The organism is Methylobacterium sp. Leaf89, from assembly GCF_001422215.1.
GTDB lineage: Bacteria > Pseudomonadota > Alphaproteobacteria > Rhizobiales > Beijerinckiaceae > Methylobacterium.
On record NZ_LMML01000027.1, the window covers coordinates 100,687 to 118,695 of the forward strand.

Here is an 18,009-nt window from a genome sequence, read left to right on the forward strand (position 1 = left end):
CGGTCCCCGGGATCCGGGGACGCGCGGCGTCAGTGCTCGTGGTGGCCCGGTGCCGTCGCGGCGGCGGCTGGCGCACCCGGCTTCATCGCGCCGATGGGCGCGACGCTGAAGGTGACGGGCACGGTGCCGGCGCGCTCGAAGCGCAGCGTGCCCTCGACCGTCTCGCCGGCCTTGGGTCCACTCGCGAGATCCTCGAACATGAGGTGCAGCCCGCCGGGCTTCAGCTCCACCGTCTCGCCCGGCTTGATCATCAGGCCACCCTCGACCGGGGCCATCTTCATCACGCCGCCCTCCATGGTCATGGAGTGGATCGACGTGCGTCCCGCCAGGGGGGTCGAAGCACCGACGAGGCGGTCGGCCTGGCTGCCGGTGTTGGTGACGCGGACGTAGCCGCCCGCCACCTTGGCGCCGCCGGGCGTCGCGCGCATCCAGGGGGTCTCGATGCTCAGGTCGCCGGCCTTGACGCTCGACGCCGCGGCGCGGGCCGGGCCGGAGGCGGCGGCCACGATGCGGACGCCGGGGGCGGGGGATTTCAGGGCATGGGCATCCTGCCCCGCGGCCGGGATCTCGCCCCAGCGGTACTGCCCCGCGGCGCAATCCTGCTCGACGGGGAAGTAGACCGTACTGCCGGGCGCGAAGGCGTCGCTGACCCGCGCCAGGAAAGTGAATTCGTCGACCTGATCGTCGGGCAGGCTGCCCCCGGTCCAGGTGATGGTCCTCACCCCCTCGCGAATGTCCCCGTGATAGTACGGATAGGCGCGGGCATAGGCGCCCTTCGCGGTCGTCACGGTCCAGCCGGGCTTCGGCATCGGTTTGGCACCGATCACGCCCTCGGGGATGGTGACGCTGACGCGGTTGGTCGGCTGGCCGTCGCAGCCATGGGTGATCTGCACGACGCCGCGGTAGGCGGCATTCGGGCTCGCCTCCTTGCGCTCCAGGGTGGCGTGGGCGAGGGCGGCGGTAGCGGACAGGGAGAGGAGGAGGCCTGCGAAGAGCTCGGCCCGGGGGATGCGGTTCATCGGATGGTCCGTGTCTGATGGGATCGGGAATCGGCGATCGGATCAGACGGCGGGCGGACCTCTGGGATGGGGGATCGTGCCCGGCGGTCCACGAGCGGAAACGGACGCCTCGCGTCGCCAGGTCACCCGGCTCGTCGCGGGCGCCGGCCAGACGATGGTGCGAGCCGACACCTCCGGCATCGCCGCGTGCAGCATCGGCCCGGCCACGGTGCAACAGGGCTGATGATGGGCGTGGGTCGAATCGGGTGCAGCGGGGCCGGCCTCGTCGATCTGCCCGAGGCAGAGGATGCCGTGCGCGGAGGAGTCCGGCAGGGGCACGAGACCGCTGAGGACGGCATGGAGAACGAACGCGTAGAGGGCGACCACCGCAGTGATCGCACGCAGCGGGGCCCACCTTCCGTGGCCAGCCTGGTTCGCCGGAAGCGTCATCGTCCTTCGACTTACGCCATCGGTCCTCGTTTCGCCATACCGATCGCACGGTGAGACACCGTGCTGTGGCACACGGGCCGCAGTCGAGAGAACGTGTCCGGGGATCGCGGGGATAAGCCGCGCCGTGCCACAATGTGGCCGGGTCCCCATGAGTTCTTAACCGTACCCCGACACGGTCGTGACAGGGGGTGTTGCGAGACCTCGGCGCGCGCTGCCGGGACCGACGACACCGCATGTCGCTTCGTAAATCAGATCAGAGTTCACGTCCGATGCTGAATCAGGCTTTCCACACCCGCGCGCTCGGCTTCGCGCTGCTCGCATCGGCGGCCGTCATCGGCCAGTCGGCGACGGCGCGTGAGGCCGGCGGCTTCGCCCAGGCCGAATGGGCGCAGGACTACGCCTCGCCCGCCGCCATGCAGGTGCAGCGCTCCTCGACGCCGATCCTGTCTCCGCAGACCGTGGCGGCCACGGAGCAGATGATCGAGCGCTACCGGGACATCGTCAATCGCGGCGGATGGAAGCCGGTCTCCGGCGCCGATCGCCTGCGCGTCGGCGCCAAGGGGCCGGCCGTGGCCGCCCTGCGCCAGCGCCTGATCGTCACGGGCGACCTCGACCCGGCATCCGGCGGCTCGGGCGTATACGATTCCTACGTCGCGGCCGGCGTGAAGCGTTTCCAGGCGCGGCATGGCCTGAGCCAGACCGGCGCCATGAGCCAGACCACCCAGGCGGCCATGAACGTGCCGGCCGATGTCCGCCTGCACCAGCTCGAAATCAACGTGGTGCGCCTGCGCTCCTATGCCGGCAACCTCGGTAATCGGTTCGTCATCACCAACATCCCCGCCGCCCTGGTGCAGACGGTGGAGAACGGCCAGGTCGTGACCCTTCACGCCGCCGGCGTCGGCAAGATCGACCGCCAGTCGCCGATCATGAACACCAAGGCGACGCAGATCAATTTCAACCCGTTCTGGACGGTCCCGGCTTCCATCGTGAAGAAGGACCTAATCCCCAAGATGCAGAAGGATCCGACCTACCTCACCGAGAACAAGATCCGTATCTTCGCCGGCGAAAACGAAATCTCCCCGGCTTCGGTGAACTGGAACTCGGACGAAGGCACCCGCTACCGCTACCGCCAGGATTCGGGCGCCGACTTCAACTCGATGGGCATCGTGCGCATCAACATTCCGAACCCCTACGGCGTGTTCATGCACGACACGAACTCGAAGGGCGTCTACGGCGACGATTTCCGCTTCATCTCCTCGGGCTGCGTCCGCGTGCAGAACGTGCGCGAGTACATCACCTGGCTTCTCAAGGACACGCCCGGCTGGGGCCGCGAGCAGGTCGAGCAGGCCATCGAGAGCGGCAAGCGGGTCGACGCCACGCTGTCGACCCCGGTTCCGGTCTACTGGACCTACATCACGGCCTGGTCGACCCCGGACGGCCTCGTCCAGTTCCGCGACGACATCTACAAGCGTGACGGCGTGAACGTGCCCTCGACCCTCTCGGCCCCGACCCCCGTCGCCAGCGCCGAGCCGGTTCAGAGCTTCGAGCCGGGCGACGAGGAGAACTGAGCCCGCTCACGGGCGATCAAACCGCACGATTGTCGTGGCCCGCGCCCCAAGGCGCGGGCCTTTTGCATGGTGGATGCGACGCCACGACACGGGTTGTTGCCGTCTCGACTCTGAGCGACGCGCTCTGTGCTGAATTTTTTTGATCCCACGCAAAAAAATGCCTGTGCTTGGCCTTGGAACCGGTCGCGTGTAGTAATCCAGCCTTCGAACGCCCGCCCGCCCAACGCCAGCGGATTACGGGTGCGTCCGCCCGTTCAACAATCGAGGCTTTCCATGAGCGCCGGTACTGCTGCCGACAAGCACTTCTCCAACACCTTCTTCGCTGCTCCCCTCGCGGACGCGGATCCGGAGATCGCGCAGGCGGTGGCCCAGGAACTCGGCCGCCAGCAGCACGAGATCGAGCTGATCGCCTCCGAGAACATCGTCTCGCGCGCGGTTCTCGAAGCGCAGGGCTCGGTGCTGACGAACAAGTACGCCGAGGGCTATCCGGGCCGCCGCTACTATGGCGGCTGCCAGTTCGTCGACATCGCCGAGAACCTGGCCATCGATCGCGCCAAGCGTCTGTTCAACTGCGGCTTCGCCAACGTGCAGCCGAACTCCGGCAGCCAGGCGAACCAGGGCGTGTTCCTGGCCCTGATGCAGCCGGGCGACACCTTCCTCGGCCTCGACCTCGCGGCCGGCGGCCACCTCACCCACGGCGCCCCCCCGAACGTCTCGGGCAAGTGGTTCAAGCCCGTCTCCTACACCGTGCGCCGCGACGACCAGCGCATCGACATGGAGCAGGTCGAGGCCCTTGCGCACGAGCACAAGCCCAAGGTGATCATCGCCGGCGGCTCGGGCTACCCGCGCCACTGGGACTTCGCCAAGTTCCGTGAGATCGCCGATGCCGTCGGCGCCTATTTCTTCGTGGACGCGGCGCATTTCGCGGGCCTGATCGCGGCCGGCGTGCATCCGTCGCCGTTCCCGCACGCCCACGTCGTCACCACGACGACCCACAAGACCCTGCGCGGCCCGCGCGGCGGCATGATCCTGACGAACGACGAGGCGCTGGCCAAGAAGTTCAATTCGGCGATCTTCCCCGGCATCCAGGGCGGCCCGCTCATGCACGTCATCGCCGGCAAGGCCGTGGCCTTCGGCGAGGCCCTGAAGCCCGAGTTCAAGATCTACGCCAAGCAGGTGATCGAGAACGCCAAGGCGCTGGCCGACACCCTGATGTCGAGCGGCTACAACATCACCTCGGGCGGTACCGACAACCACCTCATGCTGGTCGACCTCACCAGCAAGGGCCTCACCGGCAAGGCGGCGGAAGCGGCCCTCAGCCGCGCCGACATCACCTGCAACAAGAACGGCGTGCCGTTCGACACGCAGAAGCCCACCATCACCTCGGGCATCCGCCTTGGCACCCCGGCCGGCACCTCGCGCGGCTTCGGCGTCGCCGAGTTCAAGCAGATCGGCGGACTCATCGTCGAAGTCCTCGATGGCCTGGTGGCCAAGGGTGACGAGGGCGATGCCGCGGTCGAGGCGAGCGTGAAGCAGCGGGTGCACGCCCTCACCGACCGCTTCCCGATCTACGGCTGAGGCGCAACGCCCCGCCAGCGGGCGCTTGAACCGGCGCCCCTCACCATGCCATGCAACGGCCGCGGACCCTCGGGTCCGCGGCCGTTGTCGTTTCCGGCGCGCCTTCCCCTCAGCGCTCCTCCCTCCCAGGTGTCCGTCCGATGCGGTGTCCCTATTGCGGCGGTCCCGACACCCAGGTGAAGGATTCGCGCCCGAGCGACGACGCGGCGGCGATCCGCCGGCGCCGGGTCTGCCCGGATTGCGGCGGTCGCTTCACCACCTTCGAACGGGTGCAGTTGCGCGAACTCACCGTGCTCAAGCGCTCGGGCAAGCGCGTGCCCTTCGACCGCGACAAGCTCCAGCGCTCGATCGGGGTCGCCCTGCGCAAGCGCCCGGTGGACCCCGAGCGCGTCGAACGCCTCGTCAGCGGCATCACGCGTCAGCTCGAGAGCAGCGGCGAGGCCGAGATCGGCAGCGAGGCCATCGGCGAACTCGTGATGGAGGGCCTGAAGGGGCTCGACGACGTCGCCTACGTGCGCTTCGCCTCGGTCTACAAGAATTTCCGCGAGGCCAGCGACTTCAAGGCGTTGCTCGGGACCCTCTCCGATCCGGCTGCCCTCCCGGCCGATACGGGCTCGGAGGAGCCGCGCGGGGCGGGCGGAACCGCGACTGGGGACCGGCTTCCGGATCTCTCTGCGACGGTCACGCCCCTCCGGCCGAAGCGCCAGCCGAAGTCCCGGGCGTGAGGAGCGCCGGAATGGAGACCGCCGGAACGGAGACCGCGGGCCCGGCCGAGACCGACCGCCGCTACATGCGTCTCGCCCTCGCCCTCGGGCATCGCAACCTCGGACGCACCTGGCCGAACCCCTCCGTCGGCGCGGTGGTGGTGGCGGGTCCGCCCGGTGCGGAGCGGATCGTCGGCCAGGGCGTGACCGCCCCTGGCGGCCGCCCGCACGCGGAGCCGATCGCTCTCGCCATGGCGGGGGAGGCGGCCCGCGGCGCCACGCTCTACGTCAGCCTGGAGCCGTGCTCCCATCACGGACGGACCCCACCCTGCACCGACGCCATCGTCGCAGCCGGCATCGCCCGCGTCGTCACGGCCCTGGAGGACCCCGATCCGCGGGTCGCCGGGCGCGGCCATAATCTCCTCGCCGCCGCCGGGATCGCGGTGACCACGGGCCTCCTAACGGAGGAGGCCGCCCGCGATCATCGCGGCCACGTCACCCGTGTGACGCGGGGGCGGCCGAGCCTGCACCTCAAGCTCGCCCAGACCCAGGATGGTTTCGCCGGTGCACCCGCCGAGCGCCTGCGGATCACCGGCGCCATCGCCGACGGAGCGGTCCATCTCTGGCGAGCGCACGCGGATGCGATCCTCGTCGGCATCGGCACCGCGCGCGCCGACGATCCGTCCCTCACGGTCCGGCTGCCGGGGCTGTCCGACCGTTCGCCCCTGCGCGTCGTGCTCGATTCGAACCTTCGCCTGCTGCCCTCCACCACCCTGGTGCGGAGCGCCCGCGACGTTCCGACCCTGATCCTCAGCACCCGCCGGGCTCCGGTGCACGCCAAGCGCATGCTGGCCTCCTTCGGTGTGGAGGTGATCGGCGTCGATGCCGACGGCGCGGGACGGGTCGACCTGCACGCCGCCTTGCGGGCCCTGGCCGAGCGGGGCGTGACGCGCCTCTGCTGCGAAGGCGGCCCGCACCTTGCCGATGCCCTGGCGGGCGCCGACCTCGTCGACGTCTTCACGCTCATCACCGGCCCAGGACGACTCGGCGACACCGGCGGCCTGCCGGCCATCGGCCCTGTGCTTCGGAAGCGGCTCGACGAACACCACCTCCGGGTCGTCGAAACCCGGTTTCTCGGTCCCGACCGGGCCGTCACCTACGAGCGGAGCGCCTGAGATGTTCACCGGTCTCGTCACGGATGTCGGAGAGGTCGTGTCGGTCGCCGGCGACGACCGCCTGCGCCGCATTCGCATCCGCTCGCACTACGATCCCGCCACCATCGCGCTGGGTGCCTCCATCGCCTGCTCGGGCCCTTGCCTCACGGCGGTCGCGATCGAGCCGGCGGAGGACGGCTGCATCTTCGCCGTCGATGCCGCGGCCGAGACGCTGGCCCGCACCCATGTGAGCACGTGGCGCGAGGGCCGGCGCCTGAATCTCGAGCGCTCCCTGAAGATCGGCGACGAGCTCGGCGGCCATCTCGTCACCGGCCACGTGGACGGCCTGGCCGAACTCGTGGCCCGAGACCCCGTCACGGGCGGCGCGGGGGATCCGCAATGGGCCCCCTCGGACCGCTTCACCCTGCGCGCCCCGGCCCAGCTCGCACGCTTCATCGCCGAGAAGGGCTCGGTCTGCCTCGACGGCACTTCGCTGACCGTGAACACGGTGGACGGCGACCTGTTCTCGGTGCTGCTCATCCCGCACACCCTGGCGGTGACCACCTGGGGCGAGCGGCGGGCCGGGGATCGGCTCAACCTCGAGGTCGACCTCATCGCCCGCTACGCCGCCCGCCTGTCCGAGAGCCGCGCCGCCGCAGGGGCCTGAGCGCGCGCGGACCAGCACCCGCAGTCCCGGATTGGCGGGGCTCGCGCTTGTCGCCACGGCGCCTAGGGTCTATCGCTCGCGGCTGCGGGCGCAGGACAGGTCCGGCCGGTCGAGTCTTGCGCACCGACGGATCCCCGAGGGTCGCGGCAAGCGCGCCCGGTCCCGGCTGCTGTGCCGTCCGCCGACCGTGTCCCGTGAAAGCCTCTCGATGGTATCGCTCGCCTACGCTTCCCGCACCGCTCCCGCCAACGTCAAGGGCGCGCGCGTCCTCGTGGTCGAAGCCCGCTACTACGAGGATCTCGCCGACGAGCTCCTGGCCGGCGCGGAAGGCGCCCTTGCCGCGGCCGAAGCGGTGGCCACGGTGGTGACCGTGCCCGGCGCCCTGGAGATCCCGGCCGCCATCGCGATCCTGGTCGAGGCCGCGGCCCGTGCCGGCCAGCCCTACGATGCCGTGGTGGCGCTCGGTTGCGTCATCCGCGGCGAGACCGGGCATTACGACATCGTCGCGGGCGAGAGCGCGCGGGCCCTGATGGACCTCTCCGTCACCCTGCGCCTGCCGCTGGGTAACGGCATCCTCACGGTGGAGACGGAAGCCCAGGCCCAGGCCCGTGCCCGGGTCGCCGAACTGAACAAGGGCGGCGGTGCCGCCGAGGCCGCGCTCGCGGTGCTGTCGCTGAAGCGCGACGCATCGGCGGCGTCGGTCGGAGAGGATTGAGGATCATGGCCAACGACTCCGGGATGAAGACCGCCGAACGCAGCGGCGCACGCCTGTCCGTCGTGCAGGCGCTCTACGACATGGAAATCTCGGGCAAGGGCGTGATCGAGGCGCTCACCGAGTTCGAGACCTTCTGGATCGGGCGCGAAGTCGACGGCATCGAGCATCCGGCCGCCGAGATCGCCTTCTTCCGCGACCTCCTGCGCGGCGTCGTCGAAGAGCAGCGGGCCATCGATCCGATCCTCGACGGGGCACTGGCCTCGGGCTGGCCCCTCAAGCGCATCGAGGCGGTCCTGCGCGCCATCCTGCGGGCGGGCGCCTACGAGCTCATGTCCCGCCGCGACGTACCGGCGCGGGTCGTCATCTCCGAATACGTCGATGTCGCCCACAGCTTCTTCGGCGGCGACGAGCCCGGCATGGTCAACGGCGTCCTCGACAAGGTGGCCCGGGACGTGCGCGGCAACGAATTTGCCGGCCTGCCGGCCTCCGGCCGGGCCTGACCCCGGTGGCCCGGCCCGACGAGGACGGGCTGATCGCGCGCTACTTCGCGCCCCTGGCGGGACCCGGAGCGGATGGCCTGCGCGACGACGCCGCCACCCTGTCGCCCAGTCCCGGCTGCGACCTCGTTCTCACGGCCGACGCCATCGTGGCCGGGGTGCATTATTTTCCCGACGATCCACCGGGTTCGATCGCCCGCAAGGCCCTCGGCGTGAACGTCTCGGACCTCGCCGCCAAGGGCGCCCGCCCGCGCGGAATCCTGCTGACGCTCGCGCTGCCCGATGACTGGACCGAGCACTGGCTCGCTGGCTTCGCGGCCGGCCTCGCCGATGGTCTCTCGGAGTTCGGCCTCGACCTCCTCGGCGGCGATACCGTGCGGGCGGCCGGCCCGGCGCTGATCGGCGTGACCGCGATCGGCGAAGTCCCAGCGGGGGGAATCGTCCGGCGTGGGACCGCGCAGGTCGGCGACCGGATCTGCGTCAGCGGCACGATCGGGGATGCGGCCCTGGGCTTGCTCCTGCGCCGCCCCAACGGGCCGGGCTGGGCGGGCGCGCTGGACGCGGCGGATCGCGACGCCCTCATCGATCGCTACTGGCATCCCCGCCCGCGCATCGGCCTCGCTCCGGTCCTGCGCCGCTATGCCCGGGCCGCGATGGACGTCTCGGACGGCCTCGCCGGGGATCTGGCCAAGATGCTGAAGGGGGAGGAGCGCTCCGCGGAGATCGATCTCGCCCGGCTCCCGCTCTCGCCCGCCGCCGCGAGAGCCTTGGCCCAGGAGCCGGCCCTCCTGACCCCGATCGCGACCGGCGGCGACGATTACGAGATCCTCTGCGCCGTGGCCCCCGCGAACCTGAACGCCTGCCTGGCGGCGGCGGGCGCCACCGGCACGCCCCTGACCTGCATCGGCACGGTCACGGCCGGTTCCGCGTCGCCTTCCTTCCGGGAGGCCGACGGCACGCCGCGGATGCTGGGGACAGGGTCCTTCAGCCACTTCTGAGACGCCGGCCGCTTCGCGCGGCGCCGTCCGCGAACGCTGAGATCAGGCTCGCGCCCGCGCGAACACTTCCACCGAACCCGACCTGTTTTGCGATGCAAAAATATTCGCGGCTGAAAAAGCTCGGCAGCATTTGCCAGCGCCGGTGAAGTTTGGCACTCAGAGCAGGCATTCCTTGGGAGGAGATGCACAAAAACAGAAACGCGGCGCGCGGCGGAGACGCTCGCGCGAACGATGACCTTCGCACGCCAGAAACGCTGCGCACACCCGGAAATCACGGCCACGAAGTCCAGCAACGCCACGACAGACCCGCACAGGCATCGCCAATCAAGGACGGTCGAATGACAGCTTTGTTGCTTATCATCCTGGGCGGGCTGTGCGCCGTCGCCTATGGCATCCTCACGATCAACGACGTGATGAAGCGCGACGCCGGCACCCAGCGCATGCAGGAGATCGCGGGGGCGATCGCCGAGGGGGCGCAGGCCTATCTCCGGCGCCAATACGCCACGATCGCGATCGTCGGGCTCGTGCTGTTCGTCGCCCTCACATATTTCCTCGGGTTGAAGGTGGGGATCGGCTTCCTGATCGGCGCCGTGCTGTCGGGGGCGGCCGGCTTCATCGGCATGAACGTCTCGGTGCGTGCCAACGTCCGCACCGCGCAGGCGGCCTCCACGTCGCTCGGCGGCGGCCTCGACGTCGCCTTCAAATCGGGGGCCGTCACCGGCATGTTCGTGGCCGGCCTCGCGCTCCTCGGCGTGGCGCTCTACTACGGCTACCTCACCCGCATCGCCGGCCTGTCGCCGGCCAGCCGCGACGTCATCGACGCCCTGGTGGCCCTGGGCTTCGGCGCCTCGCTAATCTCGATCTTCGCCCGTCTCGGCGGCGGCATCTTCACCAAGGGCGCGGATGTCGGCGGCGACCTCGTCGGCAAGGTCGAGGCCGGGATCCCGGAGGACGATCCGCGCAACCCTGCCACCATCGCGGACAATGTCGGCGACAACGTCGGCGACTGCGCCGGCATGGCGGCCGACCTGTTCGAGACCTACGCGGTGACCGTGGTCGCCACCATGGTGCTCGCGGCGATCTTCTTCTCCGGCCAGACCGAGGTCGGGGGGCGCAACGTCCTCGAGGCGATGCTGCTCTATCCCCTGGCCATCGGCTCGGCCTGCATCCTGACCTCGATCGCCGGCACCTACGCGGTGCGGCTCGGGGCCAACCAGTCGATCATGGGCGCACTCTACAAGGGCCTGATCACCGCCGGAGCCCTCTCGATCGTCGCCATCGCGGGCGTGAACTACGCCCTGTTCGGCGGCTTCGGCACGGCCTTCACCACCAACGCGGGCGTGACCTTCACCTCCGGGGGCCTTCTCGGCTGCGCGGTGATCGGCCTCGTCATCACGGCGCTGATCGTCGTCATCACCGAGTACTACACCGGCACCAACTTCCGGCCGGTGAAGTCCATCGCGGACGCGTCCGTGACGGGCCACGGCACCAACGTGATCCAAGGCCTGGCGATCTCGCTCGAATCCACCGCTCTGCCCGCGCTCGTCATCGTCGCGGGCATCATCAGCACCTACTCGCTGGCCGGGCTGTTCGGCATCGCCATCGCGGTCACCGCCATGCTGGCGCTCGCCGGCTTCATCGTGGCCCTCGATGCCTTCGGGCCGGTCACCGACAATGCCGGCGGCATCGCCGAGATGGCCGGCCTGCCGCCGGACGTTCGCAAGTCCACCGATGCCCTCGACGCGGTCGGCAACACCACCAAGGCGGTGACCAAGGGCTACGCCATCGGCTCGGCCGGCCTCGGCGCCCTGGTGCTGTTCGCCGCCTACACCTCCGACCTGAACTACTTCATCGCCCATGCGAGCCCGACCCAGTACCGCTTCTTCCAGGGCGTGACCGTCGATTTCTCGCTCTCCAACCCCTACGTGGTCGTCGGTCTGCTGCTGGGCGGCCTGATCCCGTTCCTGTTCGGCGGCATGGCGATGACCGCGGTGGGCCGCGCGGCCGGCGCCGTGGTGGAGGAGGTGCGTCGGCAGTTCCGTGAGAAGCCCGGCATCATGCAGGGGACCGACCGGCCGGATTACGGCCGCGCCGTCGACATGCTCACCCGGGCGGCGATCAAGGAGATGATCGTTCCCTCGCTGCTGCCGGTGCTGTCGCCGATCGTGCTGTTCTTCGTGATCCAGCCGATCGGCGGAAAGAGCCAGGCCTTCGCCACGGTGGGAGCGATGCTCCTCGGCGTGATCATCACGGGGCTCTACGTTGCGATCTCGATGACCTCGGGCGGCGGTGCCTGGGACAACGCCAAGAAGTACATCGAGGACGGGCATCACGGCGGCAAGGGCTCGGACGCCCACAAGGCGGCCGTGACCGGCGACACCGTCGGCGATCCCTACAAGGACACAGCCGGCCCCGCCGTGAATCCGGCGATCAAGATCACGAACATCATCGCCCTGCTGCTGCTGGCGGTGCTGGCACACAGCTGAACGCGAACGACCCCCGGCGGCCTGAGGCCACCGGGGGTCGCGCGACGTCCTGCGGGCCGCGGCAGGATCCCTGCCGCGGCCTTCGCGCGTTCGGTCTCAGGCAGCGTCCGGCATTTGGCCGAGGAGCTTGTCGAGGGTGATCGGGTAGCTCCGCACCCGCACGCCGGTGGCGTTGTAGACCGCGTTGGCCACCGCCGCGCCCACACCGCAGATGCCGAGTTCGCCCACGCCCTTGGCCTTCATCGGCGAGGATTGCGGATCGACCTCGTCGAGGAAGATCACCTCCTGGTGCGGAATGTCCGCGTGCACCGGCACCTCGTAGCCGGCGAGATCGTGGTTCACGAAGAAGCCGCGCTTGGTGTCGACCGCGAGTTCCTCCATCAGCGCTCCGCCGACGCCCATCGTCATACCGCCGATGACCTGGCTGCGGGCCGATTTCGGGTTGAGGATGCGCCCGGCGGCACAGACCGCCAGCATGCGCCGCACCCGGATCTCCGCCGTGTCGACGTCGACGCCGACCTCGACGAAGTGGCCCGCGAAGGTCGATTGCTGCTGCTTCTTGGCGAGGTCGCCGTACTCGATCGAATCCTCCGCCACCAGTTCACCCTCGCTGGCCGCCTTGGCCAGGGTCTCGGTGCGATTTCCGGAGCGGACCTGCCCGTCCGCGAACACCGCATCGGCCGAGTTGAAGCCGAGCCGCTGCGCCACCGCCTCGCGGAGCTGGACGCAGGCCGCGTAGACACCGGCGGTCGAGTTGTTCGCACCGAACTGGCCACCCGAGCCGGCCGAGACCGGGTAGGACGAATCGCCGAGGCGCACCACCACCTTGTCGAGGCCCACGCCCATCATCTCGGCGGCGGTCTGCGCGATGATGGTGTAGGAGCCGGTCCCGATATCGGTCATGTCGGTCTCGACCGTGACGATGCCGTCGCGCCCGAGGCGGACCCGGGCGCCCGACTTCATCAGCAGGTTGTTGCGGAAACCCGCCGCCATGCCGATGCCCACGAGCCAGCGCCCGTCGCGAACCTGGCCGGGCTTCGGGTTGCGGGCCGACCAGTTGAACGTCTCCGCGCCGAGCTTCAGGCAGCCCACGAGGTTGCGGTGGGAGAACGGACGCTCGGGATGCCCCGGATCGACCTGGGTGTCGTTGCGGACGCGGAAGGCGACCGGGTCCATGCCCAGCTTCTCGGCCATCTCGTCCATGGCGATCTCGAGGGCCATCAGGCCCGGCGCCTCGCCCGGCGCCCGCATCGAATTGCCCTCGGGCAGGTCGAGATGGGCGAGCTTCATCGCCGTCAGGCGATTGGCCCCGGCATAGAGCAGCTTGGTCTGATCCACCGCCGTCTCCGGCTTGCCCTTGGGCAGGTTGCCGGAGGTGCTCTCGTGCGCAATGGCGGTGATCGTCCCGTCCGGTGTCGCACCGATGCGGATGCGCTGGATCGTGGCCGGCCGGTGGGTCGTGTTGTTGGCGACCAGCGGCCGGGTCAGCGCGACCTTGACCGGTCGGCCGGCGGCCTTGGCGGCCAGCGCCGCCACCACGGCGTCGGAGCGCACGAACAGCTTTCCCCCGAAGCCGCCGCCGATATAGGGCGAGTCGACGCGGATCGACGCCTCCGGGATGTCGAGGATCTTGGCGATGCTGCCCTTGGTCCAGGCGATCATCTGGTTGGAGGTCCAGAGGGTGAGCTTGTCGCCCTCCCAGGCGGCGATGGTCGCGTGCGGCTCCATCATCGCGTGGCTCTCGTCGGGGGTCGTGTAGGTCTCGTCGAACTGGACGGGCGCCGAGGCGAAGGCGCCCTCGAAGTCGCCGGTTCGATCCTCGCCGCCGCCGCCGCTGCCCTCGCCGCTGTCGCCGGGAACCGGCTTGGCGGACGAGGCCACGGCCGCGAGGTCGAACTGGCCGGCCTCGCGGGCATAGTCGACCTTGACGAGGAACGCCGCGGCTCGGGCCTGCTCGAAGGTCTCGGCCACCACGACCGCGATGGCCTGGTGGTAGTGCTGGACCTGAGGACCGCCGAAGAGGTTGGCGGCGTTCATCCGGCCGAGGCCGAGAGCCTGCATGTCCAGGGTGGTGACGATGGCGACGACGCCGGGCGACGCCTTGGCGGCCGCCGTGTCGATGGCGCGGATGCGGCCCTTGGCGATGCCGGCGCCGAGCACGTAGCCGTAGGCCTGATTCGCCACCACGTCGTGGCGCTCATAGGCATAGGGCGCAGTCCCGGTGGTCTTGAACTTGCCGTCGATGCGGTCGGTGGCCTTGCCGACGACCTTGAGCTGGTCGATCGGGTTCTGGCCCGCGGGGGTGTCGAACTTCATGGCTCAGGCCCTCGCTTCGTTCAGCGCCGCGCTGAGCGTGCGCTCGGCCAGCGTCAGCTTGTAGGCATTGTCGTGGGTCGGCTTGGCGCCGGCGAAGGCCTGCGCGGTCACCGCCTTGGCGCCCCGGGCCATCTCGCCCTCCGCCGCTTCCACCCGCCAGGGCTTGTGCGCCACGCCGCCGAAGGCCGCCCGGCCGCTGCCGTCCGGCTGAACCACCGCCGCCACCGAGACCAGGGCGTAGGCGTAGGACGCGCGATCCCGGACCTTGCGGTAGATGTGCGCGCCACCCAGCGGCTTCGGCAGCGTCACCGCCGTGATGAGCTCGCCGGGCGCGAGCGTGGTGTCGACCTCCGGCCGGTCACCCGGCAGGCGGTGGAATTCGGCCATCGGGATCTTCCGCTTGGTCCCCTTGGCGTCGACGGTCTCGACCGTGGCGTCAAGCACCCGCATGGCGACCGCCATGTCGCCCGGATGCGTGGCAATGCAGGCCTCGCTCGCACCGATCACGGCAAGCTGGCGCGAGACGCCGTCGAGGGCCGAGCAGCCGGAGCCCGGCTGACGCTTATTGCAGGCCTGCGCGGTATCGTAGAAGTACGGACAGCGGGTGCGCTGCAGGAGATTGCCGGCGGTGGTCGCCTTGTTGCGCAGCTGTCCGGAGGCACCGGCGAGCAGGGCCCGCGAGAGCACGGCGTAATCCTTGCGCACGCGGGCATCGGCCGCGAGGTCGGTGTTGCGCACGAGAGCTCCGACGCGCAGACCGCCCTCCGGCGTCGCCTCGATCTTGTCGAGCCCGAGGCCGTTGACGTCCACGAGGTGGGTCGGGGTCTCGATCTGCAGCTTCATTAGATCGAGGAGGTTCGTGCCACCGGCAATGAACTTGGCGTTCGGATTGCGGGACACGGCGGCGGCGGCTTCCGCGGGCGAATTCGGGCGCTCGTAGGTGAAAGACTTCATGCGGGCCTCCCGGCGACCTCGGTCATCGCCTCGACGATGTTGGAATAGGCGCCGCAGCGGCAGATATTGCCGCTCATGCGCTCGCGGATCTCGGCGTCCGTGACCTGCATTGGCGCATTCAGATCCGCCGTGACGTGGCTGGGGATGCCGGCCTTGATCTCGGCGAGCACCGCGACGCCGGAGCAGATCTGGCCCGGCGTGCAGTAGCCGCACTGGTAGCCGTCATGCTTGATGAAGGCGGCCTGCATCGGGTGCAGGGCGTCGGGCTGGCCGAGCCCCTCGATGGTGGTGATCTCCGACCCCTGGTGCATCACCGCCAGGGTCAGGCAGGAATTGATGCGCCGGCCGTCGACGATCATCGTACAGGCGCCGCACTGGCCGTGGTCACAGCCCTTCTTCGAGCCGGTCAGGTGCAGGTGCTCGCGCGCGGCGTCGAGCAGGCTGGTGCGGGTGTCGATTTCGAGTTCGCGGCGCTGGCCGTTCACCGTCAGCGACACCTTCGCCAGCACCGGCTGATCCGGACCGGCGGGTTCGGGCCGACCCTCGGCCCGCGCGGGGACCGCGGCCAGGGCCGCACAGGCCGTCGCGCCGGCCATGACGTCACGTCGACTCAATTCGTTCTCTCCGAAACTTGGCATGGCGTTCTCTGAACCTGTGGCGGGAGGAGGCTGCCAGCGGACGGGCGCCCGGTAACGTCGCGGGCCGGGAGACCGCCCGATCGGGCGATCTTGGTCCCGGGCGTGACACGGAACCGCGCGGGCTCCGTCCAGACGTGCGCCTACCTTCTGCGAAGTGTGTCCAGCGAGAACGCAGAACTCGGCGCGTCGGTCCCTGGAATTTCTCCAGACTGCGAAACCTCGCGCCTTCGTGTGCGGCCGAGCACCTCACGGGGTCGCATCGCCCGACACCCTGGTCGAAGGCCGCACCGTCGAACCCAGGACCAACGCTCCACCCGGTACGAAGGAGAAGCCCACGCGCACCGCGCAAGTCACCGCACAGGTCCGCGCTCCCATCGTCCCGGTCAGCGGCACCGAAAAACTCGAGGATCGCATCGGCCGCTTGAACACCCTGGAAACCCTCGCCGGCATCCGCACGCGGTCGCCGGTGCCGATGGCGCGCGACGGCCTCGCCGCGGGCGTCCCGATGCCCTAGCTGTTTCAACAGATCTTCCGATCCGGTCGTCAGTCCTCGAATCCGGTCGTCGAAGCCGGTCGTCTTGGCAAAAGGTGCGCGATGCAAAAGGGATTTCGCTGGTTCGGCCGGGTGGCTCTGCCCGTCCTGGCGCTGGTCGCGAGCGCGGGTGCTGCCGGCGCCGACTGCATCCGGCACGTCTATAATCGCTCGCCCTTGACGCTGGTGGGCGCGCAGGAGGGCGGCCCGTCCTTCCTGGTGAGACCCGGCACCGCGCGCGCGATCCGGCTCTCGGGCCCCGGCAGCCTCGAGCTGTCCGGGTACTGCGATGCGTACGGGAGCCGCGGCAATGACGGGACCGGAGGTGCCGCGGTGCAGGCGTCGCTGCGATACACCGCCGTCCTCGATCGCTGCTACATGGAGATCGGCCACGACTTCTTCGACCGCGAACTCGGACGCGGGTTTCTTCCCCGGGACAGCCTCGCGCCGTTCACCGTGAACAATCCGAAACAGGGCGACGTGGTGCTCTACACGGATCGCACGATCTGCCGGCCCCGCTAGGGACGCCTTCGGTCAGATGGGGTGCGGGACCTCGGGCTTCAGCTTGAGGGGCCGCGCCAGTTTCTTCGAGAGGCGCCCCGCCGCCTCCACCGCCGCGCCCTCCGCGCTCGCGGCCGCCACGATGGCCAGAGCCTCGTCCTGGGCGGATGTCAGCACCGCGTAGACGCGCAACGCCTCTCGGCGCTGCTTCACCGCGACGAGAAAGACCTGGCTCTTGGCCCGCTTGCCCTTGTCGGCGGGAGCAGCCTCGGAGGACGGACGACGACGGCTCAAGGACGGACCGGCATCCGTTGGAGACCGACGGCCGGAACGGCGCAGGCCCTCTCGCTTGCGAAGATCGCGATCTCGTCCTCCCTCCGTCGTTTCATGGTCCCGACGACGTCCCGGACCGGGGAGAGGGCGACGCGCGTGCGTGTTCCCGAACGCCCGCCTGGCGGCACGGGATCCGATCGCGAAGAACGCGTTTTACGAGCTTCGGCGCGCAATCCTGTCCCACCCCGACATCCCAGCGCGGTCGTGCCGCGAATTTCGCCGTTCATCATGCATGCTCAGCCAGATTCGGGAAGATCATCGACCGTGATCACCCCGGGATGCCTCCGAAGTTTCTGTGCGATGTCTTCCACGGAGCGGCGCGACAGCCGCACGAAGGTGATCAGCGTCTCGTCGAATTCAGGCGCGGACCCGCGCCGAGTCACGAATTGCCGGACACGGGAGGGGCGCACACCGGACACGGCCTGCACCACCTCCAGGCTGATGCAGCCGGGCTTGGCCATTACGCGGAGGGGCCGGATGTGCATCCGGTCGTGGTAGCGCTCCTGCAAGGGTTTCATCCCGGCGAGGATCCCCAGCAGGATCGCCGTGGTGGCGATGCCCGCCACATAGAGGCCGCCGCCGACCGCGAGGCCGACGGCCGCGACGGCCCAGAGGCTCGCCGCGGTGGTGAGCCCCTTCACCACCTCGCCCCGCAGGAGAATCGTTCCCGCCCCGAGAAACCCGATGCCGGAGACGACCTGGGCGGCCATGCGGGAGGGATCGAGGGCGACGTTCCGGGTCCCCAGCACATCGGCAAAGCCGAAGGCCGAGACGATCATGATCAGGCAGGCGCCGACGCCGACCAGCATGTGCGTTCGCAGGCCCGCGGCCCAGAGCAGGCGCTCGCGCTCGATGCCGATCAGCCCGCTCAGGACCGCGGCCAGGAGCAGGCGCCAGACGATCTCGACGTTGCCTAGCAT

17 protein-coding genes are annotated in these 18,009 nt (G+C 69.7%); 10 read left to right on the plus strand and 7 right to left on the minus strand.

Features of this window, described 5'->3' with window-relative positions:
• Window positions 1–29: 29 nt before the first annotated feature.
• Together ASF18_RS10635 and ASF18_RS10640 are read right to left on the minus strand one after the other, a co-directional pair.
• Entirely contained in the window at window positions 30–1,019 is a 990-nt protein-coding gene (locus ASF18_RS10635) for a DUF1775 domain-containing protein (protein ID WP_056351388.1), read from the minus strand.
• Window positions 1,020–1,061: 42 nt separating this feature from the next.
• Entirely contained in the window at window positions 1,062–1,448 is a 387-nt protein-coding gene (locus ASF18_RS10640) for a hypothetical protein (protein ID WP_082487394.1), read from the minus strand.
• Between the two features lie 269 nt (window positions 1,449–1,717).
• Between ASF18_RS10640 and ASF18_RS10645 the strand changes: the two genes are divergently transcribed.
• The 9 genes from ASF18_RS10645 (at window position 1,718) to ASF18_RS10685 (ending at window position 11,815) form a co-directional block, all read left to right on the plus strand.
• Window positions 1,718–3,016: a L,D-transpeptidase family protein gene (locus tag ASF18_RS10645; RefSeq protein ID WP_056351394.1), complete on the plus strand. Its 1,299-nt coding sequence runs from the start codon at window positions 1,718–1,720 to the stop codon at window positions 3,014–3,016.
• A 273-nt stretch (window positions 3,017–3,289) separates the two neighbouring features.
• Window positions 3,290–4,594 carry a serine hydroxymethyltransferase gene (glyA, locus tag ASF18_RS10650; RefSeq protein ID WP_056274539.1) on the plus strand — a complete coding sequence of 435 codons (1,305 nt, stop codon included), beginning with the start codon at window positions 3,290–3,292 and terminating at the stop codon, window positions 4,592–4,594.
• A 140-nt stretch (window positions 4,595–4,734) separates the two neighbouring features.
• A complete protein-coding gene (gene nrdR / locus ASF18_RS10655; RefSeq protein ID WP_244472659.1) occupies window positions 4,735–5,319 on the plus strand; it encodes a transcriptional regulator NrdR in 585 nt (194 codons plus the stop codon).
• Between the two features lie 11 nt (window positions 5,320–5,330).
• A complete protein-coding gene (ribD, locus tag ASF18_RS10660) occupies window positions 5,331–6,473 on the plus strand; it encodes a bifunctional diaminohydroxyphosphoribosylaminopyrimidine deaminase/5-amino-6-(5-phosphoribosylamino)uracil reductase RibD (protein ID WP_056351397.1) in 1,143 nt (380 codons plus the stop codon).
• 1 nt (window position 6,474) lies between these two features.
• A complete protein-coding gene (locus tag ASF18_RS10665; RefSeq protein ID WP_056351400.1) occupies window positions 6,475–7,119 on the plus strand; it encodes a riboflavin synthase in 645 nt (214 codons plus the stop codon).
• Window positions 7,120–7,327: 208 nt separating this feature from the next.
• A complete protein-coding gene (gene ribH, locus ASF18_RS10670; protein WP_056213889.1) occupies window positions 7,328–7,834 on the plus strand; it encodes a 6,7-dimethyl-8-ribityllumazine synthase in 507 nt (168 codons plus the stop codon).
• A gap of 23 nt (window positions 7,835–7,857) precedes the next feature.
• Complete coding sequence (nusB, locus tag ASF18_RS10675) at window positions 7,858–8,334, plus strand: transcription antitermination factor NusB (protein WP_056214016.1); 477 nt, start codon at window positions 7,858–7,860, stop codon at window positions 8,332–8,334.
• 5 nt (window positions 8,335–8,339) lie between these two features.
• A complete protein-coding gene (gene thiL, locus ASF18_RS10680) occupies window positions 8,340–9,329 on the plus strand; it encodes a thiamine-phosphate kinase (RefSeq protein WP_056351403.1) in 990 nt (329 codons plus the stop codon).
• 338 nt (window positions 9,330–9,667) lie between these two features.
• Window positions 9,668–11,815 carry a sodium-translocating pyrophosphatase gene (locus ASF18_RS10685; RefSeq protein ID WP_056351406.1) on the plus strand — a complete coding sequence of 716 codons (2,148 nt, stop codon included), beginning with the start codon at window positions 9,668–9,670 and terminating at the stop codon, window positions 11,813–11,815.
• Window positions 11,816–11,911: 96 nt separating this feature from the next.
• On the opposite strand, the gene paoC is transcribed toward ASF18_RS10685, so the two are convergent.
• From paoC to paoA, 3 genes are read right to left on the minus strand one after another with little or no spacing between them, the layout of a single operon-like run.
• A complete protein-coding gene (paoC, locus tag ASF18_RS10690) occupies window positions 11,912–14,131 on the minus strand; it encodes an aldehyde oxidoreductase molybdenum-binding subunit PaoC (RefSeq protein WP_056351409.1) in 2,220 nt (739 codons plus the stop codon).
• 3 nt (window positions 14,132–14,134) lie between these two features.
• On the minus strand, window positions 14,135–15,085 hold the full coding sequence (locus ASF18_RS10695) for a xanthine dehydrogenase family protein subunit M (protein WP_056351412.1): 951 nt from the start codon (window positions 15,083–15,085) through the stop codon (window positions 14,135–14,137).
• The gene (gene paoA, locus ASF18_RS10700; protein ID WP_056351416.1) at window positions 15,082–15,681 is read right to left on the minus strand and encodes an aldehyde dehydrogenase iron-sulfur subunit PaoA; all 600 of its coding nucleotides are present in this window, start codon (window positions 15,679–15,681) and stop codon (window positions 15,082–15,084) included. The genes ASF18_RS10695 and paoA overlap by 4 nt, the downstream gene beginning before the upstream one ends.
• 637 nt (window positions 15,682–16,318) lie before the next feature.
• Here paoA and ASF18_RS10710 point away from each other — a divergent pair.
• The gene (locus ASF18_RS10710; RefSeq protein ID WP_056351423.1) at window positions 16,319–16,777 is read left to right on the plus strand and encodes a hypothetical protein; all 459 of its coding nucleotides are present in this window, start codon (window positions 16,319–16,321) and stop codon (window positions 16,775–16,777) included.
• Window positions 16,778–16,789: 12 nt separating this feature from the next.
• Here ASF18_RS10710 and ASF18_RS10715 read toward each other — a convergent pair whose 3' ends face one another.
• Window positions 16,790–17,050: a hypothetical protein gene (locus ASF18_RS10715; protein WP_056213862.1), complete on the minus strand. Its 261-nt coding sequence runs from the start codon at window positions 17,048–17,050 to the stop codon at window positions 16,790–16,792.
• 275 nt (window positions 17,051–17,325) lie between these two features.
• Window positions 17,326–18,009, minus strand: coding sequence for an MgtC/SapB family protein (locus tag ASF18_RS10720; RefSeq protein ID WP_056351427.1), 684 nt, complete (start codon window positions 18,007–18,009; stop codon window positions 17,326–17,328).

Coding starts and splice junctions, on each gene's coding strand:
- ASF18_RS10635 (WP_056351388.1), bottom strand. CDS start 1,019: ATGAACCGCATCCCCCGGGCCGAGCTCTTCGCAGGCCTCCTCCTCTCC.
- ASF18_RS10640 (WP_082487394.1), bottom strand. CDS start 1,448: ATGACGCTTCCGGCGAACCAGGCTGGCCACGGAAGGTGGGCCCCGCTG.
- ASF18_RS10645 (WP_056351394.1), top strand. CDS start 1,718: ATGCTGAATCAGGCTTTCCACACCCGCGCGCTCGGCTTCGCGCTGCTC.
- glyA (WP_056274539.1), top strand. CDS start 3,290: ATGAGCGCCGGTACTGCTGCCGACAAGCACTTCTCCAACACCTTCTTC.
- nrdR (WP_244472659.1), top strand. CDS start 4,735: ATGCGGTGTCCCTATTGCGGCGGTCCCGACACCCAGGTGAAGGATTCG.
- ribD (WP_056351397.1), top strand. CDS start 5,331: ATGGAGACCGCCGGAACGGAGACCGCGGGCCCGGCCGAGACCGACCGC.
- ASF18_RS10665 (WP_056351400.1), top strand. CDS start 6,475: ATGTTCACCGGTCTCGTCACGGATGTCGGAGAGGTCGTGTCGGTCGCC.
- ribH (WP_056213889.1), top strand. CDS start 7,328: ATGGTATCGCTCGCCTACGCTTCCCGCACCGCTCCCGCCAACGTCAAG.
- nusB (WP_056214016.1), top strand. CDS start 7,858: ATGAAGACCGCCGAACGCAGCGGCGCACGCCTGTCCGTCGTGCAGGCG.
- ASF18_RS10685 (WP_056351406.1), top strand. CDS start 9,668: ATGACAGCTTTGTTGCTTATCATCCTGGGCGGGCTGTGCGCCGTCGCC.
- paoC (WP_056351409.1), bottom strand. CDS start 14,131: ATGAAGTTCGACACCCCCGCGGGCCAGAACCCGATCGACCAGCTCAAG.
- ASF18_RS10695 (WP_056351412.1), bottom strand. CDS start 15,085: ATGAAGTCTTTCACCTACGAGCGCCCGAATTCGCCCGCGGAAGCCGCC.
- paoA (WP_056351416.1), bottom strand. CDS start 15,681: ATGGCCGGCGCGACGGCCTGTGCGGCCCTGGCCGCGGTCCCCGCGCGG.
- ASF18_RS10710 (WP_056351423.1), top strand. CDS start 16,319: ATGCAAAAGGGATTTCGCTGGTTCGGCCGGGTGGCTCTGCCCGTCCTG.
- ASF18_RS10720 (WP_056351427.1), bottom strand. CDS start 18,009: ATGCTAGGCAACGTCGAGATCGTCTGGCGCCTGCTCCTGGCCGCGGTC.